This window comes from Kocuria sp. U4B (genome assembly GCF_054875615.1).
In genome coordinates this window covers 1309206-1322093 of sequence record NZ_CM142180.1, presented here as the reverse complement: position 1 = coordinate 1322093, position 12888 = coordinate 1309206, and the positions used below count along the sequence as shown (strand labels likewise).

Genomic DNA, 12888 nt, shown 5'->3' with positions numbered 1-12888 from the left:
CTCCTGCCATCCGGTCCCGGCTCACCGCGCCCTGGACGCCGCGGCCTCCGGCTCGGGCGGCAGCGGCAGCGCCGCGACGTCCAGGTCCGGGTTGGAGTCCTGGGTCTCGACCAGGTCGTGCGCCTCCTGCTCGGTGGCCACGCTGGGCAGCGACCCGGGCAGGGGCCGGTTGGCGGACTCGCGCATGAACCGGATCGCGATCGCTCCGGCCACCGACGTGAACATCAGGTAGAACGCCGGCATGAGCTCGTTGCCGGTGAGCTGGATGAGGCTCTCGATGATCAGCGGGGCGGTGCCCCCGAAGATCGCGACGGCGAAGTTGTAGGCGATGCCCATGCCGCCGTAGCGGCTGGCCGTGGGGAACAGCGCCGGCAGGGCGGAGGCCAGGTTCGCGACGTAGAAGGTCACCGGCAGGGCGATCAGCGCCAGGCCGGCCAGGGTGGTCCACACCTCGCCCACGCCGATGAGCAGGAAGGCCGGCAGGGAGAGCACGATGGTGCACCCGGCTCCGAGCCACAGCACCGGGCGGCGCCCGATCCGGTCCGACAGGCGGCCGGCGAGCGGGATGCACAGGGACATGCCCACCAGCACGGGGATCGTCAGCAGCGTCCCGTGCACCGGGTCGTAGCCCATGGCGTCGGTGAGGTAGGTCGGCATGTAGGAGGTGAGGGCGTAGCCGACGGTGTTGGCCGCGGCCACCAGCACGACCGCCAGCGTGATCTGCCGCCAGTAGGTGCGCACCAGCGAGACGGTGCCGTGGGCGACGCCGTCCGCGTCCTGGCCGTTCGACGACTCCTGGGCGTCCAGGGTGGCCTGGAAGGCGGGGGACTCCTCGATCTTCAGCCGGAAGTAGACGGCGATCAGGCCCAGCGGACCCGCGGCCAGGAAGGGGATCCGCCAGCCCCACTCGAGCATGGCCTGGTCGGTGAGGCTCAGCTGCAGGACGGAGACCACGGCGGCGCCGGCGGCGAAGCCCAGGTAGCTGCCGAGGTCGAGGATGCTGGCGAGGAAGCCGCGCCGCTTGTCGGGGGCGTACTCGCTGACGAACGTGGTGGCGCCGGCGTACTCACCGCCGGTGGAGAAGCCCTGCAGCAGCTTGAGCACCAGCAGCAGGACCGGGGCGAGGAACCCGAGGGTGGCGTAGCCGGGCAGGGCGCCGATCAGGAACGTGGACGCGGCCATCAGGATCAGCGTGGTCGCCAGCACCTTCTGCCGGCCCAGCCGGTCGCCCAGGCGTCCGAAGAACACCCCGCCCAGCGGGCGGGCGATGAACGTGGCGGCGAAGACGCCCAGCGAGAAGAGGACCTGCACGGAGCTCTCGGCGTCCGAGAGGAACACCTGTCCCATGGTGACGGCGAGGTAGCCGTACACGCCGATGTCGTACCACTCCATGGCGTTGCCCACCACCGTTCCCGCGACCGCCCGGCGCAGCATCCGCTCGTCGACGACGTTCACGTCGCTCACGCGCAAGCGGCGCGGTCTCGGGCGGGTCCGGGCCGCGGGAGCGCTGGTTCGGGGGTGCGGCTGGTGGGGCGGCTGGGAGGTCTGTGTCGGCATGGAGCTGTCTTCCGTCGGGGGCACGGGCACGGTCGGCGGCGCGGAGCCGCACGGACCAGCCGTCCACCCTAGCGGAGTGCGCAGTCCCCTGATGGTTCCCGGCGCCGGTCCCGGGGCGCACCGGCGCGGGGCGCCCGGCCGGCGCCGGGCGGCGTTGGCTCAGGCGCCGTGCTGGAGGGCCGGGGCGTGGACGTCGTAGAGGCTCAGGCGCCACCCGCCGCGGTGGTGGTCGAGCCGGGCCGACTTGGTCCCGTCCTCGTCGGTCCAGCGCAGCGCGCCCTCGGCGACCGACAGCGCGTAGCCGCTCTGGCCGGCGACCCACGCGGCCTCCGCGCCGGCGCGGTCACGGCTGGTCGACCACCACCAGCGGCTGATCGCGAGGCCGAGGGCGGCGACGTAGCCGGTGAGGGCGACGAGGAACCCGGTCATGGGGGGAAGGGAGGGGACGACCGTGAGCACGCACGCGCACAGCGTGGCGGTCACGGCGACCGTCATGGGGTGGTTCCACCACCGCGGGGCGGGGGTCCAGGGGGTGTCGGCCACGTCGTCGAAGACCCGCACGGGGACGGGAGCGGTGCGGGTGCGGTCGTGGTCGTCGAGGGACTGCTGCGAGCTCATGAGGATGCTCCTGACGCGCGGAAGTAGGGGAGGCAGGCGGAGGCGGCTGTCGACGGGCCTGGCGCGGCGCCCGGATCCGCACGGGGCGCCGGTGCGGCGTGCCGGGTCCCGGGCAGTGCCTGACTGCCGCGCGGGTCCGGCGTCGCTCGCGCCTTCCTCTCCATTTTCCGGCGGACGGGGCCGTACTCCCCAGTCGGGGCACTATCTGATTGGTCACACCGCGCGGCCGGCGAGCGGAGGACCAGGTCAGGCCCAGGTTCCGGTGCCGACGGTGAGGGATGCCACGCCGCCCCGCCCGACGACGGGATCCCCGTGCCCGCGTCCTGGGCACGGGGACCCCGGCGGCGGCCGTCACCCGCCGATGTACTCGCCGGTGATGCTGTCGACGGTGCCGAGCTCGATGCCCTCGCACTGGGAGATCCCGGCCGGGGTCGTGGGGTCGTAGTTGAGGCAGAAGGCGTCGTAGTAGGGCATCCCGTTCTGCCAGGCCGCGTAGGCCTCCTCGTAGGTGAAGTTCTGGTCCGGCATCGCACCGGGCATGTCGACCTCGGCGGACGGGTCGGGGGCACCGGCCGAGCCCGGGACCTGGCCCGCGTCGCCGGGGGCGCCGGTGGCGGCGGGGGCCTCCTCCTCGGGGGCGCCGGTCGCGGTCGTCGCCTCGTCGCCGGGGGTGCCGGTGGCGGCGGTGGCCTCGTCACCGGGCGTCTCGGCGGCGGTGGTGGCCGCACCGGCCCGCGAGGCGGTCGCGGAGGCCGCCGGGGGCGTCGTCGGGCTCTGTCCCTCGGCCTGGGGGGAGCCGGAACAGCCGGCCAGCGCGAGGCCGGACGCCAGGGCCAGGGCGGTGAAGACGATCTGCTTGCTCATGGGGGTGCCTCTTCGCGTGGTGCTGTCGGGGAGTTCCAGCGTAGGTCTCCGCCGTGCGGAAACGGGGAACCGGCGCGGGTGCGTCCCGGCCGGACCGCTGCTGTCCCCCCGCCGCTCACCTGGCGGAGCGGATCGGGATCGGCGCGCAGGCCGTCAGGGGCTCAGCGAGGTGAGCACGCCGGTGACGGCCAGCACCAGCACCAGCAGGGCGCCCTCTCCCTGGATCGTCGACTGCAGGTCGGCCAGGACCCGGGAGTCGGGCCGGGTGAGGACGCGGGGGAGGTGGACGAAGCGGTTCCAGGCCGCGACGGCGACCACGCCCAGGACGACGGCGATCTTGAGCAGCAGGATCCGGCCGTACCCGGTGGACACCAGGGCCCCGGGACCGCCCAGGATGCGCCAGCCCAGGAGCAGACCGGTGGCGGCCAGGGCCAGCACCACCCACCCCGCGACGGCGGAGAAGCGGGACAGCGTCAGGGTGGCCTGGCGGGGGGAGGCGTCGGAGGTGCGCCCCAGGACGGTGACCAGCCCGAGGATCCCCCCGACCCACACGAGCCCGGCGGCGACGTGCACGGCATCGGCGGGCACGACGAGCCATGCCGGCTCGGCGCTGCGGGTGTGGCCGATGACCACCAGGGAGGCGCCGGCCAGCCCGGCCCCGCCCAGGGCCGCTCCCCGGGCCAGGCGCCCGCCGCCGCGGCCGGCGGCCCGGGGCGCGGCCAGCGCCGCGGTGAGGACTCCGGCCGTGGTGAGCACGGCGGCCAGGGCGGAGCCGGAGCCGGCGGCGGCACGCCACAGGGCGCCGTCCGTGAGGGACACCGGGGCCGCCCCGGCCTGCCACAGCACCGAGGCCAGGACCGAGACGACGGTCCCGGCCACCGCGAGCGCCGCGCCGAGGTGCATCAGCCGGTGCAGCCGGCGGCGGGCACGCAGCGCCGTGCCGGGCCGGGGCGCGAACAGCAGGAGGTCGAAGACGACGAGGCCGGAGGTGGCGAGCACCCCGGCGTAGGTCAGCGTCTGGGCCGCGTAGTGGGCGGTCGCCGCCGACGGGGCGTGCTGCTGGGCCTCGACGGTGGTGGCGGTGGGCTCGCCCACCGAGAACGTGAAGGAGCCCGAGACGGGGTGGCCGTCGGCGGAGGTGACCTGCCAGAGGACGGTGTGCGTCCCGTCCCCGAGGGCGGTCGACGGCGTGAGCCCCACGGTGCTGTCCAGGGCCCGGGCGGTGAGCGGGATCCGGTCCCCGGAGGGGGCGAGCAGCCGGACGGCCTCCGGCGTGGCGCCGACGGGTTCGTTGAAGGACAGGGTGATCGTGCTGGGAGTGCTCTGCAGGACCTGCCCGTCGGCCGGGTCCGTGCCGACCAGTTCCGTGTGCGCCGTGGCCGCCGGTGCGCCCAGGACCGTCAGCAGCACCGCGAGCGCGGCCACGAGGACGACGCGCAGGCCTCGACGCCGTCGGCGGGCCGGCGCCGGCGGCCTTCCTGCCGGTCCTGTGCCGGGTCCCGTGGAGTCCATGCTCCGAACCCTAGTCGGCCACGGGCCGGGCGGATCAGCGGGCGCAGCAGGAGCAGCCGGAGGCGCACCCGTCGGCGCAGCCCTCGTCCCCGTCGAGGAGCACCGGCAGGGGGGTGCAGCAGGCGTCCCCGCGCCAGGCCTCCAGGCCCTCCTTGACCGCGACGGCGGCGATGACCAGGGCGGCGATCGGGTCGGCCCAGGACCAGCCCAGGGTGCTGTTGAGCAGCAGCCCCACCAGCAGCACGGCGGAGAGGTAGCTGCACAGCAGGGTCTGCCTGGAGTCGGCCACCGCCGAGGCCGAGCCCAGCTCCCGGCCGGTGCGGCGCTCGAACCAGGACAGGAGGGGCATGATTACCAGGCTCACCGCCGCCAGGGCGATCCCCACCGGGGAGTGCTCGGGCTCGGCCGCCCCGGCCAGGGTGCGCACCGCGTCGACGGTGACGAAGGCGGCCAGGCCGACGAAGGAGAAGGCGATGACCCGCATGGCCGCCCTCTCCCGGCGGTGCGGGTCGGGGGCGGCGAACTGCCAGGCCACCGCCGCCGCGGAGAGGACCTCCACGATCGAGTCCAGCCCGAAGCCGATCAGCGCCGAGGAGGAGGCGATGGTGCCGGCGGTGAGGGCGATGACCGCCTCGAGCGCGTTGTAGGCGATCGTGGCGGCCACGATCCGGCGCACCCTCCGGTGCAGGACCGCCCGGCGGGCCGCGCTGAGGGGCGGGGGCCCGATCGACACGGAGGTCATGAGCAGGTGCATCCTTCCGGGGTGCAGCAGTCCGGGTCCACGGCGACCACCAGCTCCAGCAGGCTCTCCAGGACGTCCCCGAGGCGGGGGTCGGCGAGCCGGTACCAGGTGCTGCGCCCCTCCGGGGTGGCCGCGACCAGTCCGCACCCGCGCAGGCAGGCCAGCTGGTTGGACATCACCTGCTTGGACACCCCCAGGGCCCGGGCCAGCTCCGAGGGCCGGGCCGGGGCGTCCCGCAGGGCCAGCAGGACCCGGGCCCGCGTCCCGTCGGAGAGGGCCTGGCCCAGCCGGGACAGCGCCGTGGTGTGCGTGCGGGTGACCGTGGTCATGCTCGAACGGTACACCGTTCCCTGTACTCCGGGCACGAGCCCGGCCGGGGAGCGAGGGCTGCCCCGTGGACGGCGGGCTCCGGGGCGCGGTCCGGGAAATAATCTCTGGTCGGCCAGGGTTGAGTGAGATAGACTCAGGTTAGCTGAACTGCTGGAGCGCACTCGGTGTGGAGCAGCGGCCGGGTCAGTTCGCACCAGCTCGTCCACCGACAAGGAGCCCTCGTGGAGACCAAGTTCACCACCAAGTCGCAGGAGGCCCTCTCCGCAGCCTCGACCAACGCCTCGACCGCGGGCAACCCGCAGATCGAGCCCGCCCACGTCCTCAAGGCCCTGCTGGACCAGCGCGAGGGCGTGGCCGTCGCCGTCCTGAAGGCCGCCGGCGCCGACGTCGACGCCGTCTCGGCCCAGGCCAGCGCGGCCATCAAGTCCCTGCCGTCCGCGTCCGGGTCCTCCACCGCCCAGGCCCAGTTCAACCGCGGCGCCCTCCAGGTCATCCAGGCCGCGGAGCAGTTCGCCAAGTCCCTCGGCGACGAGTACATCTCCACCGAGCACCTCCTGTACGGCCTCGCCCAGCAGGAGGGGAGGGCCGGCGAGATCCTCCGCGGCGCGGGCGCCGGCCCCGACCAGCTCAGGACCACCATCCCTTCCGTGAGAGGAGACCGCCGGGTGACCAGTCCCGACCCCGAAGGCACGTTCCAGGCGCTCGAGAAGTTCGGCACCGACCTCACCGCCATGGCCCGCGAGGGCAAGCTCGACCCCGTGATCGGGCGCGACTCCGAGATCCGCCGCGTGGTGCAGGTGCTGTCCCGCCGCACCAAGAACAACCCCGTGCTGATCGGCGAGCCCGGTGTCGGCAAGACCGCCGTCGTCGAGGGCCTCGCCCAGCGCATGGTCGCCGGGGACGTGCCCGAGTCGTTGCGCGGCAAGACGCTGATCTCCCTGGACCTGGGGTCCATGGTGGCCGGCGCCAAGTACCGCGGCGAGTTCGAGGAGCGGCTCAAGGCCGTGCTCGAGGAGATCAAGCAGTCCGAGGGCCGGATCGTCACCTTCATCGACGAGATCCACACCGTCGTCGGCGCCGGCGCCGCCGAGGGCTCGATGGACGCCGGGAACATGCTCAAGCCCATGCTGGCCCGCGGCGAGCTGCGCCTGATCGGCGCCACCACCCTGGACGAGTACCGCGAGAACATCGAGAAGGACGCCGCGCTGGAGCGCCGCTTCCAGCAGGTCTACGTCGGCGAGCCCTCCGTGGAGGACACCGTCGCGATCCTGCGCGGGCTCAAGGAGCGCTACGAGGCCCACCACAAGGTCCAGATCGCGGACTCCGCCCTGGTGGCGGCCGCCACCCTGTCCAACCGGTACATCCCCGGCCGCCAGCTGCCGGACAAGGCCATCGACCTCGTCGACGAGGCCGCGTCCCGGCTGCGGATGGAGATCGACTCCGCCCCGGAGGAGATCGACCGGCTGCGCCGCGCCGTGGACCGCCTGACCATGGAGGAGCTCGCCCTGGAGCGCGAGACCGACCCCGCCTCGGTCGAGCGCCTGGGGGCGCTGCGGCAGGAGCTGGCCGACAGGAAGGCCGAGCTCGACGCCCTCAACGCCCGCTGGGAGGCGGAGAAGGCCGGGCTGAACCGGGTCGGCGACCTCAAGGAGCGCATCGACAACCTGCGCTCGCAGGCGGAGATGGCCCAGCGCCAGGGCGACCTCGCGGAGGCCTCGCGGCTGCTCTACGGCGAGATCCCGGCCCTGCAGAAGGAGCTCGACGCCGCTCAGGAGCAGGAGGACTCCACGGTCCCGCACGACACCATGGTCTCCGAGGAGGTCACGGCCGACGACGTCGCCGAGGTGATCTCCGCCTGGACCGGCATCCCCGCCGGGCGGATGCTCCAGGGCGAGACCGAGAAGCTGCTGCACATGGAGGAGGTGCTCGGGAAGCGGCTCATCGGCCAGCACCGGGCCGTGCAGGCCGTCGCGGACGCCGTGCGCCGGTCGCGGGCGGGCATCTCGGACCCGAACCGGCCGATCGGCTCGTTCCTGTTCCTGGGCCCCACGGGCGTGGGCAAGACCGAGCTGGCCAAGTCGCTCGCGGAGTTCCAGTTCGACGACGAGCGCGCCCTGGTCCGCATCGACATGTCGGAGTACGGCGAGAAGCACACGGTCTCCCGCCTCGTCGGCGCGCCTCCCGGGTACGTCGGCTACGAGGAGGGCGGCCAGCTCACGGAGGCCGTGCGGCGCCGGCCGTACTCGGTGGTCCTGCTCGACGAGATCGAGAAGGCCCACCCGGACGTCTTCGACATCCTCCTGCAGGTGCTCGACGACGGGCGGCTCACCGACGGCCAGGGCCGCACCGTGGACTTCCGCAACGTGATCCTGATCCTCACCTCCAACCTGGGCAGCCAGTTCCTCGTGGACCAGACCATCGACCAGGAGGCGAAGAAGCAGGCGGTGATGAACGTGGTCAACGCCTCGTTCAAGCCCGAGTTCCTCAACCGCCTCGACGACGTCATCCTGTTCGACCCGCTGTCCACGGCGGACCTGGCCAAGATCGTCGACATCCAGGTGGCCCAGCTGGCCGAGCGCCTGGGCCAGCGCCGGCTGACCCTGGAGGTCACCCCGGCGGCGACCGAGTGGCTGGGCCTCACCGGCTACGACCCCGCCTACGGCGCCCGGCCGCTGCGCCGGCTGGTGCAGCGCGAGATCGGCGACAAGCTCGCCCGGGCGATCCTCTCCGGGGCGGTCCTGGACGGCGACACGGTCCGGGTGGACGTCGACGCCGACGTCGTGGCGGACGGGCTCACCGTCTCCGCCGTCCGCGAGGAGGCGCACGCCGCGCGCTGACGCGGCCCCCGCCCGCCGACGGGCCGCCGCCGGGAACGCTCCCGGCGGCGGCCCGCCGGCGTCCTCCCCGGCGTCCCGCCGCGGCTCGGTCGCCTGTTCGCGCGCGTGGCCCGGGGCGGAGCCCGGGTGCTTCCCGTGACGTTGCCGACAGAGCGCCGTGCCGGAGCCCGGGCGGGCGCACCGGGCGGGCAAACCATGTACCCTGGACCCACGAACCATTCATAAGACATTTCCGGGGCCGTACTCTGTGCCTGTGTACCGCCACCCGGACCAAGAGACAGAGGGGGTCACGCCATGGGGCGCGGCCGTCAAAAGGCGAAGGCGACACGGCAGGCGCGGGAGATGAAGTACTTCAGCCCGCAGACCGATCTGACCGCTCTGCAGCGCGAGCTGCGCGGCAGCGAGCAGTCCTCCCCCGTGGAGGAGCCGGTCCAGGACCGCATCGACGAGGACGAGGACGACTACTCCGTCTACGTCGACAAGTACGCCGACGACTACGACGAGGACTACCGCCGGTAACCACCCGGGAGATCCGCTCGTCTCAACTGCATCAGCGCAACAGAGGTGCCCGTCACGGACGGGCACCTCCTTTGCGTTCCTGCGCACCCCGCCCGGACCGGGACGGCGCCGAGGGGCGGCGCCGTCCCGGCGCGGGGGAGCCCGCCGACGCTCGGCCCCGCCCCTCGACGGCCGCCCGGGGCAGGCTCAGCCCGCGTAGGCGTTGACGAGGCGCACCGCGCCGCCGTCGACGCCCTTGGCGCCCTGCACCCAGTCGGGACCGCTGTGGTCGGACTCCGGGTCGATCGCGCCGACGGTGCCCATGATCCACGCCCCCAGCCCGCGGGCACCGAGGTGGGCCACCGCGTCGTCGGCCACGGCCGGGTCGACGACGGCGACCATGCCCACCCCGAGGTTCAGGGTGCGCTCCAGGTCGGGCAGGGGCACGTTGCCCAGCTGGCCGATGAGCTGGAAGATCGCGGGCAGCTCCCACGTGGAGCGGTCCACGGTCGCCTCGAGGCCGGCGGGCAGCACGCGCGCCAGGTTCGCGGCGAGGCCGCCGCCGGTGACGTGGCTGAAGCCGCGCACGCCGTGGCCGGTCGCCCGGTCGGGCCCGTTGACGGGGAAGGCCGCGGCGAGGTCGAGGACGTCGGCGGCGTAGACGCGGGTGGGCTCGAGCAGCTCCTCGCCCAGGGTGCGCCCGAGCTCGGTGACCTGCCGGTCCAGCGACCAGCCGGCGACGTTGACGACCTTGCGCACCAGGGAGTACCCGTTGGAGTGCAGCCCGGAGGAGGCCATGCCGATGACCACGTCGCCCGCCCGCACCCGGTCCGGGCCCAGCAGCTCGTCGGCCTCGACCACGCCGGTGGCCGCGCCCGCGACGTCGTACTCGTCCGGGCGCAGCAGTCCCGGGTGCTCCGCGGTCTCCCCGCCCACGAGGGCGGTGCCCGCCTGCCGGCAGGCCCCGGCGATGCCGCGCACGATGTCCGCGATCCGCTCGGGCACCACGCGGCCCGTGGCGATGTAGTCGGTCATGAACAGCGGCTTGGCGCCGACCACCACGATGTCGTCCACGACCATGCCCACGAGGTCGTAGCCGATGGTGTCGTGGACGTCGAGGGTCTGGGCGATCGCGACCTTCGTGCCCACGCCGTCGGTGGAGGTGGCGAGGTAGGGCCTGCGGTAGGCGAGCAGCTCGGAGACGTCGAAGAGCCCGGCGAAGCCGCCCACGCCCCCGATCACGTTCGCGGTGTGGGTGGCCTTGACCGCGCTCTTCATGAGCTCGACGGCGCGGTCGCCCGCCTCGACGTCCACGCCGGCGCTGGCGTAGGTGACGGTGCGGTTGTCGGGGGCGGGCTGCTGGGCCATGTCAGGCGTCCTTCGGGGTCTCGTTCTGGGGGGCGGGCTCTGCGGTGGGCACGGGGGCGGCGCCGGACCGGGCGGGCACCCGGTCCTCGGGCAGCAGCACGTCCTCGAGGTCGGAGTCGGGCCCCGGGTCGCAGCCCACGGAGCTGTCCTGGATGCCGCTGTCCTCGTCGGAGATGCAGGCGCTGCCGGCGGCGCGGACCCGCCCGTCCGTGGCGGAGGGGTGGGTCTCGATGGACACCGCCGAGGCGTGCTCGGGGCGCCGGGGAACGGCCGGTGCGGCCTGGTCCCGCTGCGCCGAGGAGCCGGCGGGGCGGCGGGACTCGAACACGTTCTTGCCGAGCTTGTCCGCGTCCGGCAGGCGCGTGGGGTAGGTGCCGGAGAAGCACGCCGTGCACAGCTCGGCGCGCTCCTGCCGGGTGGCGTCGATCATGCCGTCCTCGGAGATGTAGCCCAGGGAGTCCGCGCCCAGCGAGGCCCGGATCTCCTCGACGCCCAGCCCGTTGGCGATCAGCTCGGCCCGGGAGGCGAAGTCGATGCCGTAGAAGCAGGGCCACTTGATGGGCGGGGAGGAGATGCGCACGTGGATCTCCGCGGCCCCGGCCTCCCGGAGCATCCGGATCAGGGCGCGCTGGGTGTTGCCGCGCACGATCGAGTCGTCGATGACCACCAGGCGCTTGCCCGCCACCACGGACTTCAGCGGGTTGAGCTTGAGCCGGATGCCGAGCTGGCGGATGGTGTCCGAGGGCTGGATGAAGGTCCGGCCCACGTAGGCGTTCTTGACGAGGCCGTTGCCGAACGGGATGCCCGACTCCTCCGCGTAGCCGATGGCCGCGGGCGTCCCGGACTCGGGAGTGGGCATCACGAGGTCGGCGTCGACCGTGTGCTCGCGGGCGAGCCGGCGGCCCATCTCCACGCGCGACTCGTAGACGGAACGGCCGTTGATCGTGGTGTCCGGGCGGGCCAGGTAGACGTACTCGAACACGCAGGCCGCCCGGCGGGTCTCGGCGAAGCGCTGCGTGCGCAGGCCGTGCTCGTCGATGGCGATGAACTCGCCGGGCTCGATCTCCCGGACCAGGGACGCGCCGACGATGTCCAGCGCGGCGGTCTCGGAGGCGACCACCCAGCCGCGGTCGAGCCGGCCGAGGACCAGCGGGCGGATGCCCTGCGGGTCCCGGGCGGCGTAGAGCGTGTGCTCGTCCATGAACGCCAGGCAGAAGGAGCCCACCAGCTGCGGCAGCAGGTGCATGGCCGCCTCCTCGAGGGAGCCGTGCGGGTGCTCGGCGAGCAGCGCCGTGACCAGGGCCGTGTCCGTGGTGTTGCCCTGCGCCATCTCGCCGCTGGAGGGGAAGCCGGACTTGTCGATGAGCTGGTCGTAGAGCTGCGCGGAGTTGGTGAGGTTGCCGTTGTGCGCGAGCGCCACGGTCCCGTGGGGGGTGGCGCCCAGGGTCGGCTGGGCGTTGGCCCAGTGGGACCCGCCCGTGGTGGAGTACCGGCAGTGGCCCACGGCCAGGTGCCCGGTGAGGGTGTTGAGGGTGGTCTCGTCGAAGACCTGCGAGACGAGGCCCATGTCCTTGTAGACGGCGATGCGCTCGCCGTCGCTCGCGGCGATGCCGGCGGACTCCTGGCCTCGGTGCTGCAGGGCGTAGAGGCCGTAGTAGGCCAGCTTCGCGACGTCCTCGCCGGGGGCCCAGACGCCGAAGACGCCGCACGCGTCCTGGGGGCCCTTCTCGCCGGGGAGGAGGTCGTGGCTGAGTTGTCCATCAGGGCGAATCACGTAGATCGGCCTTCTCTCATGCTTCTGGGCCGTCAGGGGCGTCGGCGTCCCCGTCCACGACCTCGGTGGTGACGGCCCGCGCGCGGGCCACGGAGATCCGGTCCAGCACCAGGGCCGCCGCCGCGCCGGCGGCGAGGCCCAGGATGGCGAAGACCGAGACCATGAACATGACCACGGCCCCCGGGGTGAACTGGGCGCTGCCCGCCCCGAGCAGCCCCACGAGCAGGCCGAGGACGACGCCGAGGACGCCCCCGAGCACCACGAACGCCCAGATGTTGGGGGCGCGGCGCAGCGTCATCGGCTGGGTGCCCGACGCTGCGAGCGGCACGGCCGCCCGCCCCCGGCGGCGCCGCCGCGAGGACCTCCCCGAGGGCAGGCGCGGGGAAGGGGTCGAGGGTGCGGAGCTCATGCCCTCCAGGTTACCGGCAGAACAGGGGGAGGACCTCCGCGAGGTCGGTCCGTGTGCCGGAGGCCACAACGGATCCCGCCGTGACGGCGTCCGCCCAGGCCACCGAGCCCGTGACGAGGCCCAGCCAGGTGCGGGCGTCGGTCTCGACGACGTTGGGCGGGGTGCCGCGGGTGTGCCGCGGCCCGGTCACGCACTGGGTCACGCCGAAGGGCGGGACGCGCACCTCCACGCTGTTGCCGGGCACGCGCTCGGCGAGCTCCTCGAGGGCGTAGCGCACGGCGGTGGCCACCGTCCGGCGCGGCGCCCCGTCGGGGTCCGCCCGCCAGGCGCTCAGGGCCAGGGTGCCGTCCGCGGGGTCGATCCGGCGGCGGGCCACGGC

At 73.9% G+C, this 12888-nt stretch carries 12 protein-coding genes; 2 read left to right on the top strand and 10 right to left on the bottom strand.

The genetic code is table 11. The annotated features are described in order from the left end of the window. Nucleotides 1–21: 21 nt before the first annotated feature. The 6 genes from ACYSMR_RS06260 to ACYSMR_RS06235 form a co-directional block, all read right to left on the bottom strand. Complete coding sequence (locus tag ACYSMR_RS06260) at nucleotides 22–1557, bottom strand: MFS transporter (protein WP_461747693.1); 1536 nt, start codon at nucleotides 1555–1557, stop codon at nucleotides 22–24. Nucleotides 1558–1716: 159 nt separating this feature from the next. Continuing rightward, nucleotides 1717–2175 (bottom strand): hypothetical protein, encoded by a 459-nt coding sequence (locus ACYSMR_RS06255; RefSeq protein ID WP_461747692.1) that lies wholly within the window; start codon nucleotides 2173–2175, stop codon nucleotides 1717–1719. Nucleotides 2176–2526: 351 nt separating this feature from the next. After that, entirely contained in the window at nucleotides 2527–3039 is a 513-nt protein-coding gene (locus tag ACYSMR_RS06250) for a hypothetical protein (protein WP_461747691.1), read from the bottom strand. Nucleotides 3040–3192: 153 nt separating this feature from the next. Next, nucleotides 3193–4551 (bottom strand): copper resistance CopC/CopD family protein, encoded by a 1359-nt coding sequence (locus ACYSMR_RS06245; protein ID WP_461747690.1) that lies wholly within the window; start codon nucleotides 4549–4551, stop codon nucleotides 3193–3195. A gap of 34 nt (nucleotides 4552–4585) precedes the next feature. Beyond that, nucleotides 4586–5293 carry a cation transporter gene (locus ACYSMR_RS06240; protein WP_461747689.1) on the bottom strand — a complete coding sequence of 236 codons (708 nt, stop codon included), beginning with the start codon at nucleotides 5291–5293 and terminating at the stop codon, nucleotides 4586–4588. Next, complete coding sequence (locus tag ACYSMR_RS06235; RefSeq protein ID WP_461747688.1) at nucleotides 5290–5622, bottom strand: ArsR/SmtB family transcription factor; 333 nt, start codon at nucleotides 5620–5622, stop codon at nucleotides 5290–5292. Before ACYSMR_RS06235 ends, ACYSMR_RS06240 begins: the two co-directional genes overlap by 4 nt. Before the next feature lie 222 nt (nucleotides 5623–5844). Here ACYSMR_RS06235 and clpB point away from each other — a divergent pair, with 222 nt between their 5' ends. Together clpB and ACYSMR_RS06225 are read left to right on the top strand one after the other, a co-directional pair. Further along, nucleotides 5845–8460 (top strand): ATP-dependent chaperone ClpB, encoded by a 2616-nt coding sequence (gene clpB / locus ACYSMR_RS06230; RefSeq protein WP_251334362.1) that lies wholly within the window; start codon nucleotides 5845–5847, stop codon nucleotides 8458–8460. Nucleotides 8461–8754: 294 nt separating this feature from the next. Next, nucleotides 8755–8979, top strand: coding sequence for a DUF3073 domain-containing protein (locus ACYSMR_RS06225; protein ID WP_251334361.1), 225 nt, complete (start codon nucleotides 8755–8757; stop codon nucleotides 8977–8979). 186 nt (nucleotides 8980–9165) lie between these two features. Here the strand turns inward: ACYSMR_RS06225 and purM are convergent, their stop codons facing one another. From purM to ACYSMR_RS06205, 4 genes are read right to left on the bottom strand one after another with little or no spacing between them, the layout of a single operon-like run. Then, a complete protein-coding gene (gene purM / locus ACYSMR_RS06220) occupies nucleotides 9166–10326 on the bottom strand; it encodes a phosphoribosylformylglycinamidine cyclo-ligase (RefSeq protein WP_461747687.1) in 1161 nt (386 codons plus the stop codon). A gap of 1 nt (nucleotide 10327) precedes the next feature. After that, nucleotides 10328–12100 (bottom strand): amidophosphoribosyltransferase, encoded by a 1773-nt coding sequence (gene purF, locus ACYSMR_RS06215; protein ID WP_251334359.1) that lies wholly within the window; start codon nucleotides 12098–12100, stop codon nucleotides 10328–10330. Nucleotides 12101–12116: 16 nt separating this feature from the next. Continuing rightward, nucleotides 12117–12509, bottom strand: coding sequence for a hypothetical protein (locus tag ACYSMR_RS06210; RefSeq protein WP_461747686.1), 393 nt, complete (start codon nucleotides 12507–12509; stop codon nucleotides 12117–12119). 10 nt (nucleotides 12510–12519) lie between these two features. Then, the gene (locus tag ACYSMR_RS06205; protein ID WP_461747685.1) at nucleotides 12520–12885 is read right to left on the bottom strand and encodes a sterol carrier family protein; all 366 of its coding nucleotides are present in this window, start codon (nucleotides 12883–12885) and stop codon (nucleotides 12520–12522) included. Between the last annotated feature and the right edge of the window lie 3 nt (nucleotides 12886–12888).

Coding starts and splice junctions, on each gene's coding strand:
- ACYSMR_RS06260 (WP_461747693.1), bottom strand. CDS start 1,557: ATGCCGACACAGACCTCCCAGCCGCCCCACCAGCCGCACCCCCGAACC.
- ACYSMR_RS06255 (WP_461747692.1), bottom strand. CDS start 2,175: ATGAGCTCGCAGCAGTCCCTCGACGACCACGACCGCACCCGCACCGCT.
- ACYSMR_RS06250 (WP_461747691.1), bottom strand. CDS start 3,039: ATGAGCAAGCAGATCGTCTTCACCGCCCTGGCCCTGGCGTCCGGCCTC.
- ACYSMR_RS06245 (WP_461747690.1), bottom strand. CDS start 4,551: ATGGACTCCACGGGACCCGGCACAGGACCGGCAGGAAGGCCGCCGGCG.
- ACYSMR_RS06240 (WP_461747689.1), bottom strand. CDS start 5,293: ATGACCTCCGTGTCGATCGGGCCCCCGCCCCTCAGCGCGGCCCGCCGG.
- ACYSMR_RS06235 (WP_461747688.1), bottom strand. CDS start 5,622: ATGACCACGGTCACCCGCACGCACACCACGGCGCTGTCCCGGCTGGGC.
- ACYSMR_RS06225 (WP_251334361.1), top strand. CDS start 8,755: ATGGGGCGCGGCCGTCAAAAGGCGAAGGCGACACGGCAGGCGCGGGAG.
- purM (WP_461747687.1), bottom strand. CDS start 10,326: ATGGCCCAGCAGCCCGCCCCCGACAACCGCACCGTCACCTACGCCAGC.
- ACYSMR_RS06210 (WP_461747686.1), bottom strand. CDS start 12,509: ATGAGCTCCGCACCCTCGACCCCTTCCCCGCGCCTGCCCTCGGGGAGG.